17 protein-coding genes are annotated in these 20,745 nt (G+C 32.8%); 12 read left to right on the plus strand and 5 right to left on the minus strand.

From position 1 onward, the window contains the following. Positions 1–96: 96 nt before the first annotated feature. The gene (locus IRZ80_RS00580) at positions 97–480 is read right to left on the minus strand and encodes a nucleoside triphosphate pyrophosphohydrolase family protein (protein ID WP_115809471.1); all 384 of its coding nucleotides are present in this window, start codon (positions 478–480) and stop codon (positions 97–99) included. Positions 481–850: 370 nt separating this feature from the next. Then, the gene (locus IRZ80_RS00585; protein WP_194639178.1) at positions 851–2,887 is read right to left on the minus strand and encodes a dipeptidyl-peptidase 3 family protein; all 2,037 of its coding nucleotides are present in this window, start codon (positions 2,885–2,887) and stop codon (positions 851–853) included. Between the two features lie 300 nt (positions 2,888–3,187). Between IRZ80_RS00585 and IRZ80_RS00590 the strand changes: the two genes are divergently transcribed. The 4 genes from IRZ80_RS00590 to IRZ80_RS00605 all read left to right on the plus strand — a co-directional run bounded on the left by IRZ80_RS00590 (position 3,188) and on the right by IRZ80_RS00605 (position 5,956). Then, positions 3,188–4,300 (plus strand): SRPBCC family protein, encoded by a 1,113-nt coding sequence (locus tag IRZ80_RS00590; protein ID WP_194639180.1) that lies wholly within the window; start codon positions 3,188–3,190, stop codon positions 4,298–4,300. A 65-nt stretch (positions 4,301–4,365) separates the two neighbouring features. Next, entirely contained in the window at positions 4,366–4,908 is a 543-nt protein-coding gene (locus IRZ80_RS00595) for an RNA polymerase sigma factor (protein ID WP_194639182.1), read from the plus strand. A 120-nt stretch (positions 4,909–5,028) separates the two neighbouring features. Then, entirely contained in the window at positions 5,029–5,454 is a 426-nt protein-coding gene (locus IRZ80_RS00600; RefSeq protein WP_194639184.1) for a hypothetical protein, read from the plus strand. A gap of 43 nt (positions 5,455–5,497) precedes the next feature. Then, positions 5,498–5,956 carry a sensor of ECF-type sigma factor gene (locus IRZ80_RS00605; RefSeq protein ID WP_194639186.1) on the plus strand — a complete coding sequence of 153 codons (459 nt, stop codon included), beginning with the start codon at positions 5,498–5,500 and terminating at the stop codon, positions 5,954–5,956. Between the two features lie 51 nt (positions 5,957–6,007). On the opposite strand, the gene IRZ80_RS00610 is transcribed toward IRZ80_RS00605, so the two are convergent. Further along, a complete protein-coding gene (locus IRZ80_RS00610; RefSeq protein ID WP_317174698.1) occupies positions 6,008–7,072 on the minus strand; it encodes an oxidoreductase in 1,065 nt (354 codons plus the stop codon). Positions 7,073–7,188: 116 nt separating this feature from the next. On the opposite strand from IRZ80_RS00610, the gene IRZ80_RS00615 reads away from it, so the two are divergent. The 3 genes from IRZ80_RS00615 to IRZ80_RS00625 all read left to right on the plus strand — a co-directional run bounded on the left by IRZ80_RS00615 (position 7,189) and on the right by IRZ80_RS00625 (position 11,876). After that, positions 7,189–8,463, plus strand: a complete 1,275-nt coding sequence (locus IRZ80_RS00615; RefSeq protein WP_194639188.1) for a hypothetical protein — start codon at positions 7,189–7,191, stop codon at positions 8,461–8,463. Between the two features lie 127 nt (positions 8,464–8,590). Then, complete coding sequence (locus IRZ80_RS00620; protein WP_194639190.1) at positions 8,591–10,561, plus strand: KUP/HAK/KT family potassium transporter; 1,971 nt, start codon at positions 8,591–8,593, stop codon at positions 10,559–10,561. Positions 10,562–10,661: 100 nt separating this feature from the next. Continuing rightward, complete coding sequence (locus tag IRZ80_RS00625) at positions 10,662–11,876, plus strand: RsmB/NOP family class I SAM-dependent RNA methyltransferase (RefSeq protein ID WP_194639192.1); 1,215 nt, start codon at positions 10,662–10,664, stop codon at positions 11,874–11,876. Positions 11,877–12,000: 124 nt separating this feature from the next. On the opposite strand, the gene rho is transcribed toward IRZ80_RS00625, so the two are convergent. Continuing rightward, positions 12,001–13,860, minus strand: coding sequence for a transcription termination factor Rho (rho, locus tag IRZ80_RS00630; protein ID WP_194639194.1), 1,860 nt, complete (start codon positions 13,858–13,860; stop codon positions 12,001–12,003). Positions 13,861–14,042: 182 nt separating this feature from the next. Between rho and IRZ80_RS00635 the strand changes: the two genes are divergently transcribed. From IRZ80_RS00635 to IRZ80_RS00645, 3 genes are all read left to right on the plus strand, one after another. Next, positions 14,043–14,456 carry a DUF4293 domain-containing protein gene (locus IRZ80_RS00635; RefSeq protein ID WP_194639196.1) on the plus strand — a complete coding sequence of 138 codons (414 nt, stop codon included), beginning with the start codon at positions 14,043–14,045 and terminating at the stop codon, positions 14,454–14,456. A 145-nt stretch (positions 14,457–14,601) separates the two neighbouring features. Continuing rightward, positions 14,602–15,264, plus strand: coding sequence for a response regulator (locus IRZ80_RS00640; RefSeq protein WP_194639197.1), 663 nt, complete (start codon positions 14,602–14,604; stop codon positions 15,262–15,264). A gap of 45 nt (positions 15,265–15,309) precedes the next feature. Next, positions 15,310–17,004, plus strand: a complete 1,695-nt coding sequence (locus IRZ80_RS00645) for a tetratricopeptide repeat-containing sensor histidine kinase (protein ID WP_194639199.1) — start codon at positions 15,310–15,312, stop codon at positions 17,002–17,004. 8 nt (positions 17,005–17,012) lie between these two features. Here the strand turns inward: IRZ80_RS00645 and IRZ80_RS00650 are convergent, their stop codons facing one another. After that, positions 17,013–17,507 carry a metallophosphoesterase family protein gene (locus IRZ80_RS00650; RefSeq protein WP_194639201.1) on the minus strand — a complete coding sequence of 165 codons (495 nt, stop codon included), beginning with the start codon at positions 17,505–17,507 and terminating at the stop codon, positions 17,013–17,015. A gap of 432 nt (positions 17,508–17,939) precedes the next feature. Here IRZ80_RS00650 and truA point away from each other — a divergent pair, with 432 nt between their 5' ends. Beyond that, complete coding sequence (truA, locus tag IRZ80_RS00655) at positions 17,940–18,695, plus strand: tRNA pseudouridine(38-40) synthase TruA (RefSeq protein WP_194639203.1); 756 nt, start codon at positions 17,940–17,942, stop codon at positions 18,693–18,695. Between the two features lie 59 nt (positions 18,696–18,754). Further along, the gene (locus tag IRZ80_RS00660) at positions 18,755–20,509 is read left to right on the plus strand and encodes an ABC transporter ATP-binding protein (RefSeq protein WP_194639206.1); all 1,755 of its coding nucleotides are present in this window, start codon (positions 18,755–18,757) and stop codon (positions 20,507–20,509) included. The last annotated feature ends 236 nt before the right edge of the window (positions 20,510–20,745 follow it).

Below are 20,745 nucleotides of genomic sequence, written 5' to 3' on the forward strand. Positions count from 1 at the left end.
TTAAGGTTTAAAGTTGCACTAAACAGCAACTTTAAACCTTATTTTTTTTTAAAATTTTAAAACTTAGATCCTAAGAAACTTAGAAGCTCAGAAACTTTATAAAAGTAATTTAGAAAAATCCGGTTTAAAATAATTAGGGCCTTTCATTACTTTTCCGTCTTCACGGTAAATAGGATTTCCATCTTCACCTAATTTACTCATATTAGAACGCTGAATTTCATCAAATACTTCTTCAATTTTATGTTGCAGCCCGTGTTCGATAATAGTTCCGCAAAGGATATACATCATGTCCCCGAGAGCATCGGCAATTTCTACCAAGTCATTATTTTGAACTGCCTCCAGATATTCTTCGTTTTCCTCTTTCATTAAATTATAGCGGAGTATATTTTTAACCTCGCCCAGACTGGCAATCGGCGTTTCGCTATGTCCAATTCTAAATGCTGTGTGAAATTCCTTTACAGCGTTGATTTGTTTTTGCATCCTTTGACTTGTTATTGATTTGAAATGGAAAATTAACAACTATTTCTAAACTATTGACTAAATTTGCAGAAAATTTTCAAACATGTTCAGTAAAGGTCAATTACTATTTGCACTCTGTTTTTTTATCGCATTTGTTATAACAATGGTATTTGCTTATCGAAAAGATGCCAGCTTACATAAAGTTTTTTACAAAGGAAATTATAAAATCCTAATTGGTTTCCTCGCATTTATCGGACTCCTATTTGTTATCAAAATTTACTTTAAGCATTAAAAAAAGATTCTAAGTTTGCTAAGACACTAAGCTTCTAAGTTTTTTCAAACATTGAAGACTTAAAGCAACAGCAAACTCAGAATCTTAGAAACTTAAATACTAGTTTTCTAACGGCAGAAAACCATATTTTTTAGAATACTGCAGCATTTGTTCTGCAAATGTTTTTGGCTGTTCTATTCCTATCGAGATGATTTGTCCTTTAGCATTTAATTTTGGAACCAAAACAGGATTCACAAAACCGCTGTAAGGAGCATCCGGGAACTGTTTATTGCGTTCTAAAATTTCGGCATGCAGTTTTTGATCCACTTTTACTCCGTATGTTTCTACCAATGCTTTTCCAGCTTCAAAATCACCTTCAGATTTAATTCGCTGTACTTCTTTCAACAACTGCCCAAATAAATCGTGTAATTTTTCGTAATCGGTAATATTGAAATAGGTTTTACCATCTCGGGTAATTTTTTCGATAACATTATCATTTTTGCCTTTTTCAAAAACCCAGGCACTTACCCACTGACGGTTCCTCATGTGAGCTTCCTCAATATTAGCACCTAATTCCAAACGAACTAACTGTGTCATTAATCCATTACGGATATAGCTGTCATAACACTGCATACCTAATTCTTTCCAATTATCTGTCAATCCAATTTCCTGAATTTTTGGACTGTATAAATAATATAATCCCACTAAATCAGCCCTTCCTTCTTCTAGTGTCGAAGAATAATTTTTTAAGGTTTCTTTTGGAGTTCCAACACCCGGATTGATTTGTCCTGATGCATGACCTACTACTTCATGCAGAGAAGTATGCAGTTTACTTCCCAATTCACCATATTTTTCAGCCAGTCTAATTTCCTCAGCATCATTAGCAAACTCTTGCAATCTTCCCTTTCCTCCTGCTTTAGAATAAGCGTCAATAATATTTCCAAGTGAAACCGATTTAGAACCATGTTCTGCACGAATCCAATCTGCATTTGGTAAATTCACCCCAATTGGAGTGCTTGGTGATGAATCTCCTGATTCTCCAGCAACAATAACCGTTTTATACGAAACACCTACTACCTTTTTCTTTTTATGTTCTGGTGCCAATGGAGAATTATCCTCAAACCACTGGGCATTGCTTGACACTACTTCCATTTTTTTGGACATGTCAAAATCCTTAATCTGAACTATACCCTCATAAGAACCTCTGTACCCTAAAGGATCATTATACACTTCTATAAAACTGTTGATGTAATCAATATTACCTTCTGTAGCACTTAACCAAGCAATATTGTAATCGTCCCAAGTTTTGAGATCTCCGGTTTTATAATATTTAATCAAAAGACCAATTGCATCGCCCTGTTTTTTATTCTCGGCTGCTTTTTGTGCTTTTTCAAGCCAATAAATAATTTTATCAATCGCTGCTCCATACATACCGCCGCTTTTCCAGACTTTTTCTTCCAATTGACCATTATAATTGCGGACTAATTTAGAATTCAAACCAAAAGAATACGGCTTTTTAGGATCTGGACTCTTTTTATTAGCATAAAATGCTTCAACTTCTTTCTGAGTGATTCCTTTATCATAGAAATTAATTGCAGAACCTTCAAGCAATCCTTTTGAAGCATCAAGATTTACTTTTTTTGAATCAGCATCATTGAATAAAATGGCAGTGATTTCAGGAGATAATTCCGTTTTTGTAGCTGCTAACAAAGTATTAAAATAATTTATAGAAAAATCCGGTTTAATTTTATCATTGGAATAATGATGATGAATCCCGTTAGAGAACCAGACTCTTTTCAGATAAATTTCAAAATTCTTCCAATCAGCAGTACTCTTGTCTCCTTTGTAATTTTGGTAAATATTTTCTAATGCTTTTCGTATTTTCAAATTGTATTTATAATGCTGATCCCACATTATATCCCGTCCTGAATTTCCTGCCTGCGTTAGATAATAAACTAACTCCTGTTCTTTCAAGCTAAGGTTTTCCCAACCAGGAATTTGATATCTCAAAACTTTTATATCAGAGAACTGTTCTACGAAAAAGTCGAAAGGCACATTTTCATCTGATTTTGCTGGTGCTTTTTTATCATTTTGCGCAGTGCCGATAACTGAAACCGTAAAAGCCATGAAAAGACCTATAGTTTTAACTAATTTCATTTTTATTTTTTTTAGATGTTAAACAAATAAATACATAACAAATATACATATTCTTTAAACAAACAATAAAAACAAAGCACATGATAATTATTAATTTACACATTTCTCAACTTCTAACGATCCGAATATTTCTCCACGCATACTATTACAAAACTATTTGACGTTTTAAATAATTATAATGGTATTTTCTACACAATAAACGATAATGACCTCTTAATCACGTTAACATTTTATGAATTGATGTTGTAGTATAATTAATTTAATTTCTAACTTTACAGCAGCAAAAACACTAAACCTATCATGAGAATTATCAAATATCTTTTTCTTTTATTTCTATTAAGCCTTGTTGCGCTTACAATATATATTGCAACGCAAAAAGGAAATTTTACAGTAGAAAGCAGTAAAGTAATCAATTCTCCAAAGGCCAGCGTTTTTAACTATGTTAATGATTATAAAAACTGGCCGAAATTTAGTTCTTGGATTTCCGAAGATCCATCAATCAAACCGTCTTTTTCTCCAACCACAATTGGCAGAGGAAGCACATTTACTTGGGAAGGATCTAATAATACAGGTAACATCGAAACTTTATACACCAAAGGCAATGACAGCATTGTTCAGAAAATGGAGTTTGACGAAACTTCTTCAGATGTATATTGGAGTTTCAAAGACACTGTAGGCGGCACAAAAGTAACTTGGAAATCAGTAGGAAAAATGGATTTTATGCTGAAAGTGAGTTCCTTTTTTAACCTTGGCACAAAAAACACTTTATCCAAAGTCTATAATAAAAGTTTAGCAAATCTTGACAAAACCCTTGATTTTGAAAATTCTGCATTTAGCATAAAAATAAACGGGATTGTAAAAAAACTAGAAACATACTACTTAAGACAGTCATTCACCAGTAAAATTTCTGATATCACTAAAAACGCCAATGCTGTTTTTCCAAAAATCATTGCTTTCTGCAGACAAAATAACATTGACCAAAACGGAAAACCTTTTATCATTTACAAAACTTACGATACTATCAAAGATTTGGCTAAAGTTTCATTTTGTATTCCGATTAAAGAACAAATTTTCACTAGTGACGGAAGTGATATACTTTCTGGGAAATTAGTTGCTTTTGAAGCATTAAAAACTAGTCTAACGGGAAATTACACTTATAAAAACAAAGCATTAGCCGAGACGGCAACATATACTACGGCAAAACAAATCCAAATTGGCAGTACTTTTTCACATTTAGAAATTTTCACTAAAGGCAAAAATGAAAACTTAAGCCCATCAAAATGGCTGACAGAAATTTATTTTCCAATAACGCCAAAAAATACAGCACCGCCTGTAGTATATAAAAAAGCAGTGAACGACAGTCTGGCTCCTCAGCATAAAACAAAAAAACAGGACAGCGAATTTGATTTTTAAAAATAAATTTAAATTCAGATTAAACCTTTTCTGTTTATTCGCATCAAAGTTTAAAACAAAACAAATTGCAGGACGAAAAGGAATTTATTTTTAGTCTATTGAATCCGCAGACGCAGAATCAAGCGTTTCAAAAACTCATGCAGGATTATCAAAAACCATTGTATAATCATGTCCGAAACATTGTTTTAAATCATGATGATGCTGATGATGTTCTGCAGAACACTTTTGTAAAAGTATTTCAGAATTTAAAAAACTTTAAAGGCGAAAGCAAGCTTTTTACCTGGATGTACCGCATTGCTACCAATGAAGCTTTGACTTTTTTGAGTCAAAAAGCAAAAAAAAGCGGGATATCATCTGCTGAATTACAAAATAAAGCAATTGACAATTTGAAAGCTGATATTTATTTTGACGGAAATGAAATCCAGATCAAATTGCAGAAAGCAATTGCCGAATTACCGGAAAAACAGCAGTTAGTTTTTAAAATGAAATATTTTGAAGATTTAAAATATGAAGAAATATCAGAAATATTAGGAACATCGGTAGGCGCATTAAAAGCATCCTATCATCATGCCGTAAAAAAAATAGAAACTTTTGTAACAACCAATTAAACCTTTGTTAAAAAAACAAGTCCAATACCCATTATGAAATGACAAAAATAAATATTTGATAGCCCCAAAATACAAAAAATGTTATCACTTATCCTTAAATTTCATTAAAAATATTACAACATGACACCATTTAAATTAGATAACTCAGCAAAAATAGAATCAGGTTTTAAAACCCCTGATAACTACTTTGAAAATTTCCAAGCAGCGTTAATTGAGAAATTAGCTAACGAACCAATTGCTCAGGAAACAAAAGTTATATCTATTTTTAGGAGAAGAAAAAAAGTACTTTTTGCGGTTGCAGCAGTTTTTGCAATTGCCTTAATGATTCCAATAGCATACCAATCGTACTCAAAAAGCAAAGATCTTGACGCTGCAACTATTGAAAACTATTTAACTGAAGAAGGACATATAAATCAGGACGAAATAATAAGCGAAATTGAACCTGAAAGCAATATTATCCTTGATACAAAAGAAATCGAAACTCAAACATTAGAAGATATGCTGGCATCAAACCCTAACATTGAAAATCTTGTAATTGAAAATTAAACTTAATACTCTTCAAAATAAATACACTCAAAACACAGAAACCATGGACTTAAAAAAAATACTCCCTATACTTTTTCTGTTTTTATCTTTTAATTTTTATGCTCAAAATGAAAATTTTAAAGATAAAAAAGAGCAGATCAGAGCAATGAAAGTAGCATTTTTCACCACTGAACTTGATCTCACTTCAAGCGAAGCTGAAAAATTCTGGCCAATTTACAACACTTTTGATGACAGACAATTTGAATTAAGACATCAAAAAATGAAAGGTTATTTTAAAAGAATGCAGGGCGACAATCTTGATAAATTATCAGAGAAAGAAGCCAGTGCCATTTTAGATCAGATTCAGGACAATGAAGAAGATTTATACAACTTACGAAAAAAATTCATGACAAATTTAAAAGACGTACTGCCTTCTATTAAAATATTAAAATTGAAAAAAGCAGAAGAAGATTTCAACAGAAAACTGCTGCAGCAATATAAAGACAAAGGTTCCAATAAATAAATTAGTTGTTAAAAATTCCCGTTTTATAATAGATTTATAAAAAGGGAATTTTTATTTAAAACGAATACGGATCATTTTATTCCGGCCGGCAGCGATTGCCGTACTTTCATTAATAAACCTGATTGTATACAAACTTGGATCTTTACTAAATTGAATCCAGCTGGCTCCGCCGTCTGATGAATAATAAAGTCCGGATGCTCCAACAGTTACTATTCCCTTTCCGCTGCTTCTAGGTACGTACTGTACGCAGGAAGCATATCCAAAACCCTCATTATCAGCGATGAGCTTCCAGGTTTTTCCGCCGTCATCTGTTATCGCTTTATTATTAAAATTCTGATTCAGGATTTCATAGTTACCACCTGAAACAAAACCATTTTTCTCATCATAAAAATCTGCCGTAAAAATTCCGGTCATTTGTTTACCTTCAGCAATAGGAGTCTGATAACTGCTCCAAGAATCTCCTTTATCAGAGGAATAAAAAACTCTGGATTTCTTTCCTCCCGAGACAACCCAGGTATTTTTTCCTTTAATAATAACATTTGTATTGCTGGCTGCAAAATGTGCCTCTCCGTCAAAAACTTCAGGAAGTTTACTTTCTGGTATTTTATTCCAAGTAAAACCACCGTCAATTGTTTTCAATAAGCAAAGATGATTAGTCAAAGGATCTCCTATTGCAATTCCTTCTTTATTATTCCAAAACTGCATACTGTCGTAAAAAACTTTTTCATTTCTTTCTTGGTAAACTAATTTGATACTTTTTGCATCTTTCTTAATTTGGTACAATAAAGCAGGGTTTGCCACACTAAGTATGTATATAAAATTGTCAGTTTTAGCAATACTCCGAAACTCCATTTTTAGAGTATCCTCGACAATCTTATTTTCAATTTTTTTATTCAATTTTAAATCATAATATCCATAGCGGTTTTTATCAGCTGCATACCAAACTTTACCGCCATCCATCACAATTGCCCTTATACTTATTTTATCCTGGAAAAGAGTATCAATTTTGACTGTACTAAAACCTTTTTGATTGATTTTATTTTTATTTAAATCTTGAGTCTGAGCAAAATGCAATCCGCTAAAAAACAATAAACTAAAAAATACTTTATTCATCATAACTCAATATTTTTAATCATACTTATAATTTTATTTTAAGATCCGCCACTAGTAATCACTATTTCTGGCACAGTTGTTGTTAAGATAATAATACGAACAATTTAAATTAAAAAGCCATGAAAACCAAAATACAATTAGCCACAATTATCGCTGCTTTTTTTGCCTTTCAAATGAGCGCACAAAATAGAACTACAATAAATGCGATGAATTCAGATATTAGTGATAATCTTGATTTAACAGCTGTATCTTCTATTTTTGGTGAATCTCAAAACTTAAGTGATTTTGAAAGACGCTTAAATGATCCTAAACTTCAAATTTCAAATTTAGACTTAAATAATGACAATCAGGTAGACTATTTAAGAGTAATCGAATCTGTAGAAAACAATACTCACATAATTATCATCCAATCAATACTTGGCCGTGATTTATACCAAGATATAGCAACAATAGAAGTTGAAAAAGACAGAAGCAATAAAATTTCTATTCAAATTGTTGGAAACGCATACATTTATGGTCAAAACTATATTTACGAGCCTCAATATTGCTTAACTCCGCAGATTTATGCATCATTTTGGGCTAGTTATTACCGTCCTTACTATTCAGCTTGGACATGGAATTTTTATCCAAGTTTCTATATTGCATGGAATCCATATTCAGTTTACAGATACAGACAAAATGTTTATGGATGTGTAAATTATCATAACACTTATAATTATGTAAATTACAGAAGATGCTATCGTGCACCAGCAATTTACACTTCATACAGCTGTAACAGTTACGAAAGAAGATATCCTAACTATGCCTTTTCAAGAAGAAACAGCAGTTATTCCAATCATTATGATTTAAATCAAAGAAGATACAGCAATAGTACCAGAAATGAAGCTGCTTATTCAAGAAACAGTACTAATTACAATAATTATCAAAGAGAATATTCTCAAAACAGAACAAGTTATTCGAGAGCAGTAAATAGACCAATTATTGAATATCAAAGAGATTATTCTCAAAACAGAACAGACTCTCCAAGAACAGTAACAACTCAAAGACCTGAACCTCAAAGAGATTACAGTCAAAACAGAGGAAACACTTCTAGAGAAAATTATTCTCAAAGAGATTATAATCAAAATATGGCTGGTACATCAAGAGAAAACAATGTTCAAAGTGACTATTCTCAAAACAATAACAATATTCAAAGAGAAAATAGAATTCAAAACATGAATAACTCGTCAAGAGAGAACAATTCTCAGAGAGCAGAGCCGCAAAGAGACTATTCTCAAAACAGAAACAGTGCTCCTAGAGAAAATAATATGCAGAGAGAAAACAACAGCTCTCAAAGATCTGAATCACAAAGAAATAACGATTACACCTCAAGAGGCAGCAATAGAAGAATTTAAAAACAAATATAGAAACAGCAAAGAGGCTTAATATTAACATATTAGGCCTCTTTTATTATTTTAACACATAAGTCCTTTTTTTTTATTGAAAAGTAGTAAATTTGAGCCGTTTTTATAAAATCATTAGATGAGCGCAACGCACAAAGACCTCCATAGCAAATTGACTTTGGGAGGTTTATTAATTTCTTTGGGAATTATTTATGGAGACATTGGTACTTCTCCATTATACGTAATGAAAGCCATACTTGGCGAATATGTCATTAATGCTGATATTGTTTTAGGAGGTGTATCCTGTGTGTTTTGGACACTAACACTGCAGACAACAATTAAATACGTACTCATAACATTAAGTGCTGATAACCATGGAGAAGGCGGAATTTTTGCTTTATATGCCTTGGTTAAAAAAACAAAAATTAAATGGCTGATAGTCCCCGCAATTATTGGAGGAAGCGCCTTACTTGCAGACGGAATCATTACTCCTCCCATCTCCGTATCTTCGGCTGTTGAAGGAATAAGAAGTTATTATCCAGAAATCAATACCGTACCAATAGTTATAGGTATTCTAGTTGTCTTGTTTACAATCCAACAATTTGGAACCAAATTAGTTGGAAAATTCTTTGCTCCCACGATGTTGATATGGTTTTTAATGCTTGCCCTTTTAGGAATTAACAAAATTTCTGAACATCTGGAGGTTATTAAAGCAGTTAATCCTTTTTATGCTTACCATTTATTAAGCATACATCCCGAAGGTTTTTTCGTTTTGGGATTTGTATTCCTTTGTACTACTGGAGCTGAGGCTTTATACTCAGATATGGGGCATTGCGGAAGAAAAAACATCAGAATAAGCTGGATTTTTGTAAAATTAGCTTTAGTCCTAAATTATTTTGGACAAGCCGCTTATTTAATACACCACGAAGGAACAACATTACAAGCTCTTGGTGGTGATTTTGCCAATCCATTCTATTTGATAATGCCCGAATGGTTCAAAGGAATTGGAATTGTTATTGCAACAATGGCTGCCGTAATTGCGTCCCAAGCCCTTATCTCAGGCTCTTTTACATTGATTAATGAGGCAATGCGATTAAGTTTTTGGCCTAAAGTGAGAATCAAATATCCTACAGAACTTAAAGGACAGCTATACATACCTTCGATAAACTGGTTATTGCTTATTGGCTGTATCGGCATTGTACTGCATTTTGAAGAATCAAGCAATATGGAGCATGCCTATGGTCTGGCTATCATTTTATGCATGATAATGACTACCATATTATTGAATTTTTATTTAATAATGAAACGGGTTAAATGGTACTTTTTTGTTCCTTTAATTACCATTTATCTTAGTATTGAATTAAGTTTTCTTGCTGCTAATGTCACAAAATTTGCCGAAGGCGGTTACGTAACTCTTTTGATTGCCATGATTCTTATTGGTGTAATGACAATTTGGTACAGAGCTAAACAAATTAATAAAAGCTATACCAAATTTGTAAAAATTGATGATTACAAAAAAGTTTTGAGTGAATTGAGTTCTGATTTATCAATTCCAAAATATGCTACACATTTGGTTTACATGACTAATGCTAACCGCAGTGATGAAATAGAGGAAAAAGTAATGTTTTCTATCCTGCAGAAAAGACCCAAAAGAGCCGATATATATTGGTTTGTTCACGTAAATATCGTATCAGAACCTTATAAAACCGAATACAAAGTAAGAGAAATTCTTAAAGACGATTTATACAGAGTTGATTTCAATCTAGGATTTAGAGAACCTACCAAAATTAACCTGATGTTCAGAGAAGTAATCAAAGACATGGTGAAAAATGGTGAAGTAGACATTACCAGCAGATATGAATCTCTAAACAAAAACAACATTATTGGCGATTTTAAATTTGTACTATCCGAGAAATTTTTATCACCAGACAGTGATTTATTATGGCATGAAAAATTAATCATGAACTCTTATTTCTTAATTAAAAAACTAAGCTTGTCAGAAGAAAGCGCTTTTGGTTTAGACAGCAGTTCTGTAAAAATAGAAAAATTCCCAATGGTCCTTCATCCGCCGGAAAATATTGGACTAACGAGAATCTTCGTTAAAAACTAAAAACTTCAAAACACTGTTCTCGAAACAGTGTTTTTTTTGTTTAAAATTTAAAATTTGGTTTTGACCAATAAATAGTACCTTTGCATTTCAATTATTCAAAATGAGATTACACAGAAATTTAGTTTATACCACTATCGATGCACTCAACGCTATTTTCAACGAAGGAGAATATGCAGATAAAGTAGTAGCAAGATCCCTTAAAAAAGACAAACGCTGGGGAAGTTCCGATAGAAAATTTGTTGCAGAAACTATCTACGAAATCGTACGCTGGAAAAGATTATATGCTGAAATTGCCGAAGTAAAAGAGCCTTACGACAGAGACAATCTATGGAGAATGTTCTCTGTCTGGGCAGTTTTAAGAGGTTATCCAATTCCAGACTGGAGACAATTAGAAGGAACCCCTGAAAGAAAAATAAAAGGCCGCTTTGATGAACTTTCAAAAACAAGAGCTCTAAAAGAATCTATTCCGGACTGGATGGATGAATTAGGCGTAAAAGAATTAGGAGAAAAAGTTTGGACTACCGAAATTGCTGCCCAAAACCAGCCTGCCAAAGTAATTTTGAGAGTAAATACACTTAAAACTACTAAAGAGAACTTAAGAGCGATTTTGATGGATTTAAACATCGAAACGGAATTCTTAAAAGATCAGCCAGACGCTTTAGTCCTAAAAGAGAGAGCTAACGTTTTCCTAACTGATGCTTTCAAACAAGGTTTTTTTGAAGTTCAGGATGCCAATTCACAATTAGTTGCGCATTTTCTGGATGTAAAGCCAGGCATGCGTGTAGTTGATACCTGTGCGGGTGCTGGAGGAAAAACACTTCACATTGCTTCTTTGATGGAAAACAAAGGACAATTGATTGCAATGGATTTATACGAAAGTAAATTAAAACAGCTGAAACTTAGAGCCAAAAGAGACGGCGCTTTTAATATTGAATACCGTATTATTGATTCTACAAAAGTGATTAAAAAACTTCACGAGAGAGCAGACAGAGTATTAATTGACGCCCCATGCAGCGGATTAGGAGTTCTTAAAAGAAATCCGGATTCTAAATGGAAATTACAGCCGGAATTCATCGATAACATCCGAAAAGTTCAATCTGAAGTATTAGAAAGTTATTCTAAAATTGTAAAACCGGGAGGAAAATTAGTATACGCAACCTGTTCTATTTTACCATCAGAAAATCAGGAACAGGTCCAAAAATTTCTAACAACCGAAATTGGAAAACAATTCAATTTCATAGAAGACAAAAAAATACTAGCCTCAGAATCAGGTTTTGACGGCTTTTATATGGCTTTATTAGAACGCAAAGAGTAATTTTCAATAACAATTACAAAAATCAATAGCAATTACAAAGCATAAAAAAAACTCCAATTTCAAATTTGAAATTGGAGTTTTTTATTTTTAATTTTCAAAATTAAACTTTGAAATTGATTTTCTCTTAATCATTCATCGAGATTAAAAACTCATCATTATTTTTAGTTTCTTTGAAACGATCATTTATAAGAGTCATCGCTTCAACAGGATTCATATCTGAAAGCATTTTTCGCATAATCCACATTCTCTGTAATGTTTTCTGATCCAATAATAAATCATCACGTCTTGTACTAGACGATGTTAAATCAATGGCAGGGAATATACGTTTGTTAGCAATCTTACGGTCTAACTGCAATTCCATATTTCCAGTTCCTTTAAATTCTTCAAAGATCACCTCATCCATTTTAGAACCTGTTTCAGTCAGAGCTGTAGCAATAATACTTAAAGATCCGCCATTTTCTACATTACGGGCGGCTCCAAAGAAACGTTTTGGCTTTTGCAGCGCATTAGCATCAACACCACCGCTTAAAACCTTTCCAGAAGCAGGCTGTACTGTATTGTAAGCTCTAGCCAATCTCGTTATTGAGTCTAACAAAATAACAACATCATGACCGCATTCTACCAAACGTTTTGCTTTTTCAAGGACGATATTGGCAATTTTTACGTGTTCTTGCGGCTCTCTGTCAAATGTAGAAGCAATTACTTCACCACGAACACTACGCTGCATATCAGTAACTTCTTCTGGACGCTCATCTATTAGTAAAACGATCAAATAAATTTCTGGATGGTTTGCTGCAATTGCATTAGCAATTTCTTTCAGCAGCATTGTTTTACCTGTTTTAGGCTGTGCTACAATCATCCCGCGCTGTCCCTTTCCTATTGGAGAAAACAAATCTATAATTCTGGTTGAAATAGTACTTTGTTTTTCGGCTAATTTAAATTTTTCAGAAGGAAAAACCGGAGTTAGATGCTCAAAAGAAACTCTGTCGCGAACGACTTGCGGATCATGTCCGTTAATTTTTAAAACACGAACAAGAGGAAAAAATTTCTCACCTTCTTTCGGCGGACGCACTACTCCTTTTACCGTATCTCCAGTTTTCAAACCAAATAAACGAACCTGAGATGTAGATAAATAGATATCATCAGGAGAAGCTAAATAATTATAATCTGAAGAACGTAGAAAGCCGTAACCATCAGGCATCATTTCAAGAACACCTTCACTTTCTATAATTCCGTCAAATTCAAAATCGGCATCTTTAAAATTGCTTTTTTTGTTTTTAAAATTTGGATTTTGGCTGGGATTTTGGTTTTGGTTCCCGTTTTGATTCTGATTTGGATTGGAATTTCCGTTTGGATTTGGACCTATTTTATTTGGATTCTGCCCTTTTTTATTTAACTGATTTGCTTCTTCAGTCCGCTTGCGCTCGTGTGGATTTATTTTTTTTTCAGGAACAGTATTCTCTGTTTTTTCAGCCACTGCTTCCGAATTAGAATCTGATACAGCTTCTTCTACATTCGCAGCTTCTTTTAAAGCTTCTTTTTCTTTCTGCAAAGCGATCTTCTTCTCGTATGCTGACTTACTGAATTTTACAGCTTTTACTTCTTTTACATCATTATCAGAGACAACTGCTTCTTTACCCGCATCTGCATTTGTTTGATCTGCATTTTTTGCTACAGCTTTAACTTTTTTCTCTGGAGTAATCTGTATTTCAGTACTTTCCTTTTCCTCTTCATTTTCAAACAAAACCGGAACATCATTTTTTGGATTTGCTGCTTTTTTTTCAGCAGCAATACGGGTTCTTTTTGGCTTCTGCTCATCAGCAGTATTCTCTTGAACAGATTCAACAGCAGAAGCTTGATGTTCTAAAATAAGACTAATTAAAGTATCTTTTTTTACACCAGTAAATTTAATAGTTTTAGCCTTTTTAGCTATTTCTTGAAGCTCAGTAAGCTTCAAATCTTTTAATACAGAAATATCAAACATGAAAGTTCTATGTGTTTAATTAATTTGGAAAATAATACAAAAGATTTTTAGGTAGTATCTTATTTTTAATGACCCGCAGTATGAAGTGCTTACGGTAATGTTATGCAATAATACAAATAAAATTTATCATACAATAGTATTTATTAAAAAGAAAATATATTTTTGTAGAACAATAATAAGACATGATACAACGAATTCAGACCATTTATTTACTAATCGCTTTTTTAGCAGTAGGTATTCTGCCGTTTATTTTTCCGCTTTGGGAATGGAGCGATGGTAAAGATTATTTTGTCATGCAGAATCAGATTTACTCAATATTACTTGGACTAAGTACTGCAATAACAGTTTACAGCATAATTTCATTTAAAAAAAGACAAACTCAATTTGTTGCCAACAGATTGAATATCGTATTAAATTTGATTTTATTAGGATTGTTTGTATATCATTCACTAAATTTATCTGGAGAAGCAGTTACTGTTTCTGAGAAAGGTATTGGGATGTTTGTTCCTATCTTAGCTGTCGTTTTTTTAGTTTTAGCTAATAAAGCGATTAAGAAGGATGAAGATCTTGTAAAATCTGTGGATAGATTGAGATAAACCTATAAAATTTAATTTATTAATGTGCGAAGAAATCCCGAATGTAACAGTTCGGGTTTTTTTATCAAGCTCCGTTAAATTTGTACTTACAAATAGCACTATTAATAATCTTTTTTTATAAATTTGGATACAGTTATTAGTACCTATGACAAAGAATATCAGAATCCATCTTGCAGATGATCATCAAATAATTATCCACGGAATTCAAACCCTACTCAATACTGTCCCAAATTTTCAAGTTGTTGGCTTTTCTCTCAATGGAACAACAGTTTTTGAGGATGTCACTAAAAATCAGGCTGATGTACTTGTTCTTGATATTAGCATGCCGGAAAAAGACGGAATTGAAGTTGTTAAAGAATTCAGACAGAAAGGATTTCCGTGCAGAGTTATAATACTTTCCAGCTATGACGACTTAAAATTAATTAAAGAAATCATGGACATGGGTGTCACAGGCTATTTAACTAAACAATGTGCAGGAGACAGCATCATCGAAGCAGTACAGGCAGTAGCTAACGGTGAAGAATATTTTTGTGAAACAATCCGTGAAAAAATATTCAGTCATGCTACTAAAAACAATCCGAAACTCAAAACTTACAAGCCAAATATAAATCCATTATTAACAGAGCGTGAAATTGAAATTGTTATTTTAATTGCTCTTGAATATAGCGGCAAGGAAATAAGCGAACAGCTTTTCATCAGTACAAATACTGTAGAAACTCATCGCAAAAATATAATGAAAAAACTAAAAGCCAAAAACACTATCGGTATAGTAAAATATGCTATGAACAATCATTTGGTTATATCTTAATTTAACTATTTAAGCATTGCAGGCTTTCTATTGATACAATAAAATATGTTTAAAATTAGATTTCGAATCTTAATTCCATTTTTATTTCTAATCAATTTTAGTCTAACCTTACCTGCTCAAAACAAGGCACTTTCCAAAACAGAAATAACTTCTTTATTAAAAGATGCAAAACAGGATCGAATAAATGGTAATTACGAAGAATCATTATTGAAATCAAGAGTAGCACTAGAACAATCAATCAAAATAAAGAACAATGTTTTAACTGCTAACTCTTACCTGATAATAGCTTCCAATTTTGATGAACTTACAGAACCCTTAAAAGCACTGCATTATTACAATCTAGGGCTTTTTTATGTTAACAAAACTAATAATCCCACCCTAAAAAATCAATTCTACAATAATCTGGGCAACATCTATTGCTTCGATAAAAAGCAATATGACAAAGGAATTTATTACTATCAAAAATCACTGCAGCAAAGCCAGAAAGTTTTAGACAAAAAACAAATATTCTTCACAAAACTCAATATTACCTGGGCCTATTTTGATATCGGAAAGTATCACGAAGGGCTTCCTTATTTAAAATACATCAATAAATACCAGTCAATTTTTGGCAGCGAATCTACCGTAGTTATTTTAAACATGCTTAATGGCATGTACTATAATTTTACAAACGAAAATGAAAAAGCCGATTTATATTTTCAAAAAGCAATAGAATTTGGCAATAAAGGAAATGAAAAATCAGATCTGTCTTACTCGCATTTAGAGTATTCAAAATTTTTAAACAAAATTCACGAACCTCAAAAAGCCTATGAAAACCTTTGCTTATTCAATAAAATCACAGAAGAACTCCATATTGAAGAAAAACTAAACAAAGCAAATATTGTTGGCCTGAATCTCGAAATTGACCATTACAAAAGAGAAATCGACAAAATTGAAACCACTTACAAAAACAAGCAGAATTTATTAATTGAAGAACAGTCCAAAAATAAAAAAATCGTAATTATTGTTTTCTTTATTTTAATCTGCACTATAATATCTTTCTATTTTTTCTTCCAGAACATTCATTTGAAACACAAAAACAAACTAATCGATGTTCAAAGTAAAATTCAAGAGAGAATTATCAATGCCTCTATTGATGGCCAGGAATTGGAACGCAAAAAGATTTCAACCTTTTTGCATGACAATATCAGTGCTTTACTTTCCTCAGCCGGTTTACATCTGAATGTTTTTACCTCACTCCAAAAAACACATCCAGAGGAAATTAACAAAACAAAAGGGATTCTTGAAGAAGCACACAAACAGATCCGAAACTTATCTCATGAATTAATGCCGGCTTTATTAGTTCGATTTGGACTTTTATATGCATTGGAAGATTTATGTGAAAAAACATCCAATTCCAGAATTACAATTGCTTTTAATTCGCTTATCAAAATTAAAAAAAGATACAATGAAGATTTTGAAATGAAACTGTACTTTATAATTGCCGAATTAATCAATAATATTATAAAACACAGTAATGCAAGCCATTCCTCAATTAATATTGAAGAAACTGACTCTTCCTTAATCATTCATGTGACAGATGACGGAACAGGTTTTAAAAACTACCAGTTTGAGACTTACGAAGGATTTGGAATTAATCAAATCCGTGCCCGAATAAACAATATGAAAGGAGAATTTATTGTCAATTCAGCCCCCAATAAAGGCACCGCAATTTACCTGAAAGTCCCTGTTATCAAATAAGAAAACTATCATTTTTTACCTAGTTCAACAATTTCCAAGTCCTTAATTTTTTCACCGTCAATCACGAAACGAAGCATCGTTCTCACCTGATGAAAACCGCTTTTACCTGCAGCACCAGGATTCATATGTAGCAGGTTATTTTTTTTATCAAACATTACTTTTAAAATATGCGAATGCCCGCAGATGAATAATTTCGGAGGATTTGACGCCATCTCTTCTTTCAAAGCAGGATTATATTTCCCCGGATAACCTCCAATATGCGTGATCCAAACATCAACACCTTCACAAAAAAAACGGTTGTGCAAAGGAAATTCCAAACGTGCCTCTGCATCGTCAATATTACCGTAAACACAGCGCAGCGGTTTTAACTTTTTTATAGTATCTGTAACAGCCAAATCGCCAATATCACCAGCATGCCAAACCTCATCAGCCTGATTTACATATTTCAAAATCGTATCATCAATATGACTGTGTGTATCAGAAAGGAGAAGAATTTTTTTCATTTTTTTTTGGAGCTGATCCCGCTATCCGTTTCAATCTTTTGTGCCGAACACCGGTACAAAAGAATTTTCACTATTCGGGGCTAGGAGATGCCAGCAAAAATAGACATTCTGCTTTTAAATAAAAAACTACCAATGAAGATACACGGCATTCGCATTTAAAAAAAGATAAATACGAATTTCACCAATTAACACTAATTCTTATCAAAATTGAAATCAAATTTTACAACTTTTTACAGTTTCGAATATTTTGTGTAATTAAACAGCAATCTTAATTCGTGCAGATTAGTGTAATTCGTGTCAGAAACTTTTATAAGCGAATGCCGTGATGAAGATACATTCTTTGTAAATTTGCATTAAAAAAACAGCGGTTTTCAATTGCAGATTATTATCAAAAATCTGTAATTATAAAATCCGCAATCTAAAATCAGCGCCTTGAGGTATTTTATAAAACTAGCTTACAATGGAACAAATTATCACGGCTGGCAAATTCAGCCAAATGCTCCCTCAGTTCAGGAAACAATGAACAAGGCTTTTTCAGTGATTCTTAACTCTGAAATTAGTCTTATGGGGGCAGGAAGAACAGACACTGGAGTTCATGCTCGAGAGATGTACGCCCATTTCGATTTGGGAAAACCATTTGATATTCCAAACACCATGCACAAGCTGAATTCTTTTTTACCAAAAGACATTGTGATATATGATATTTTCCCCGTTGCTGATGAAGCACATACCCGTTTTGATGCCGCCAAAAGAACGTATGAATACCACATCAACACTTTTAAAGATGTATTCCTTCAGGAGCAAAGCTGGTATTTTCATCAAAAATTAGATTTAGATTTAATGAACGAAGCTGCGAAAACATTACTAAATCACACCGATTTCCAATGTTTTTCTAAAGTGAATACCGATGTCAATACTTTTGACTGCGAAATATTTGAAGCTCATTGGATGCAGGAAAGTGAGAAAATAATTTTTACTATATCGGCCAATCGTTTTTTAAGAAATATGGTCCGCTCTATAGTAGGCACACTAATTAATATTGGGTTACATAAAATTACTTTAGATGATTTTGAACTGATCATAAAAAGTAAAAGCAGAGAAAAAGCAGGCTTTTCGGTTCCTGCACATGGTTTATATTTAACTAAAATTGAATACGATTTTGAAAAAATTAGACAATTGAACAATTAGATATTTTTTGAATAAACCATTAATAATAAAAAACAAACAATTAACTTATAAAGTCAATTTTGAAAGCAAAAGCATTTGATACCCGATTATTCAAGAGAATTTTAACTTACACAAAACCCTACCAATGGCGTTTTAACGGCGTGATTGCATTTGCTGTTTCACTATCTGTTTTTGCGGCCCTTCGCCCCTATTTACTGAAACAGACGGTCGACAGCTATATTCAGCCAAAAGATCAGACCGGTTTATTGATTTACATAAGCCTGATGGGAATTGTACTGATGCTTGAAGTTTTAGCACAATTTTTCTTTGTGTATTGGGCCAACTGGCTGGGACAGGATATTGTAAAAGACATCCGTTTAAAACTTTTTAAACATATTCTGAGTTTCAGAATGAAATATTTCGATCTGGTTCCAGTGGGACAGCTCGTAACGCGATCAGTTTCGGATATTGAAGCGATTGCCCGTATTTTCAGCCAAGGATTATTTATGATTATAAGTGATTTGATGAAAATGCTAGTAGTTCTTATTTTTATGTTTTATATGAACTGGAAACTGACGTGGATTGTTATTGTTGCGATGCCTATCTTAGTTTATATCACCCGTATTTTTCAAAAAAAGATGCAGGTTGCCTTCGAAGAAGTGCGAACCCAGATTGCCAACATGAATTCTTTTGTACAGGAAAGAGTAACAGGAATGAAAATTGTCCAGCTCTTTCATCGCGAAGATATCGAAGCTGAAAAATTCAGGGCAATTAATGACAAACATAATAAAGCCTGGATAAAGACTATTTTATACAACTCCATTTTTTTCCCTATAGCTGATATTATTTCGTCATTGACTTTAGGCTGCATTGTTTTATACGGAGGTTTCCATATTCTGCAGGGCGATACTTCAACAACCTTTGGGGACTTATTTTCATACACGATGTTCATCAGTATGCTGTTTAATCCACTGCGTCAAATTGCTGATAAATTCAACGAAATGCAGCTGGGAATGATTGCCGCCAATCGTGTTTTTGATATTTTGGACACACAGGACCAAATTCAAGATACTGGAACAATTGAAGCACCTTTGTTTAACGGAGATATCCGTTTTGAAGATGTTCGTTTTGGCTATATTCCAAACGAAGAGGTGATAAAAGGAATCAATCTTGAAGTAAAAGCGAGTCAGACCATTGCCATTGTAGGTTCTACCGGAGCAGGAAAATCAACGATTATTAATTTACTGAACCGTTTTTATGAAATTAACAGCGGTTCCATCTTTATAGACAATCATAATATTGAAAATTATACTTTGAGTTCGCTGCGTAAACAGATTGCTGTGGTTCTGCAGGATGTTTTCCTTTTTGCCGATACCATTTACAACAATATTACCCTTAACAATCCTGAAATCACAAGAGATCAGGTATTGGATGCTGCCAAAAAAATCGGGGTTCATGATTTTATAATGAGCCTGCCGGATAATTATGACTTTGATGTAAAAGAACGAGGCGTAATGCTTTCTTCAGGACAAAGACAGCTTATTGCTTTTTTAAGAGCCTATGTAAGTAATCCGAGTATTCTTATTCTGGACGAAGCAACATCTTCGATTGACACTTATTCCGAGGAATTAATTCAGCGTGCTACTGAAACCATTACCAAAGGCAGAACATCAATTGTTATTGCGCATCGATTGGCAACTATTGTCAATGCTGATAAAATTGTTGTCATGGATAAAGGTCTTATTGTAGAACAGGGAACACATCAGGAATTGATAAGCCAAGAGAAAGGTTATTATAAAAATCTGTATGATTCGCAGTTTTCAGTAACCAATTAACCCAAAAACACACAGAAATTACATTTTCGTATTACTGCACTATCACTAAAATTAGTTTAGGATAGTGTTTTTAAATATAGCTAAACTATCCTTTTAAAAAAAGAAACTTCACTTTGTTTAGATAAGTAATATCAATCGTTAATTATCAATAGTTATTGGTTTTGATCTCCAAACATCTATTCAGTAATTTTATCATTAAGAAATAATTTAAAAAAGAAGAATTATATGATTAATAA

This window comes from Flavobacterium sp. HJJ (assembly GCF_015351475.1).
Taxonomy (GTDB): Bacteria; Bacteroidota; Bacteroidia; order Flavobacteriales; family Flavobacteriaceae; genus Flavobacterium; species Flavobacterium marginilacus.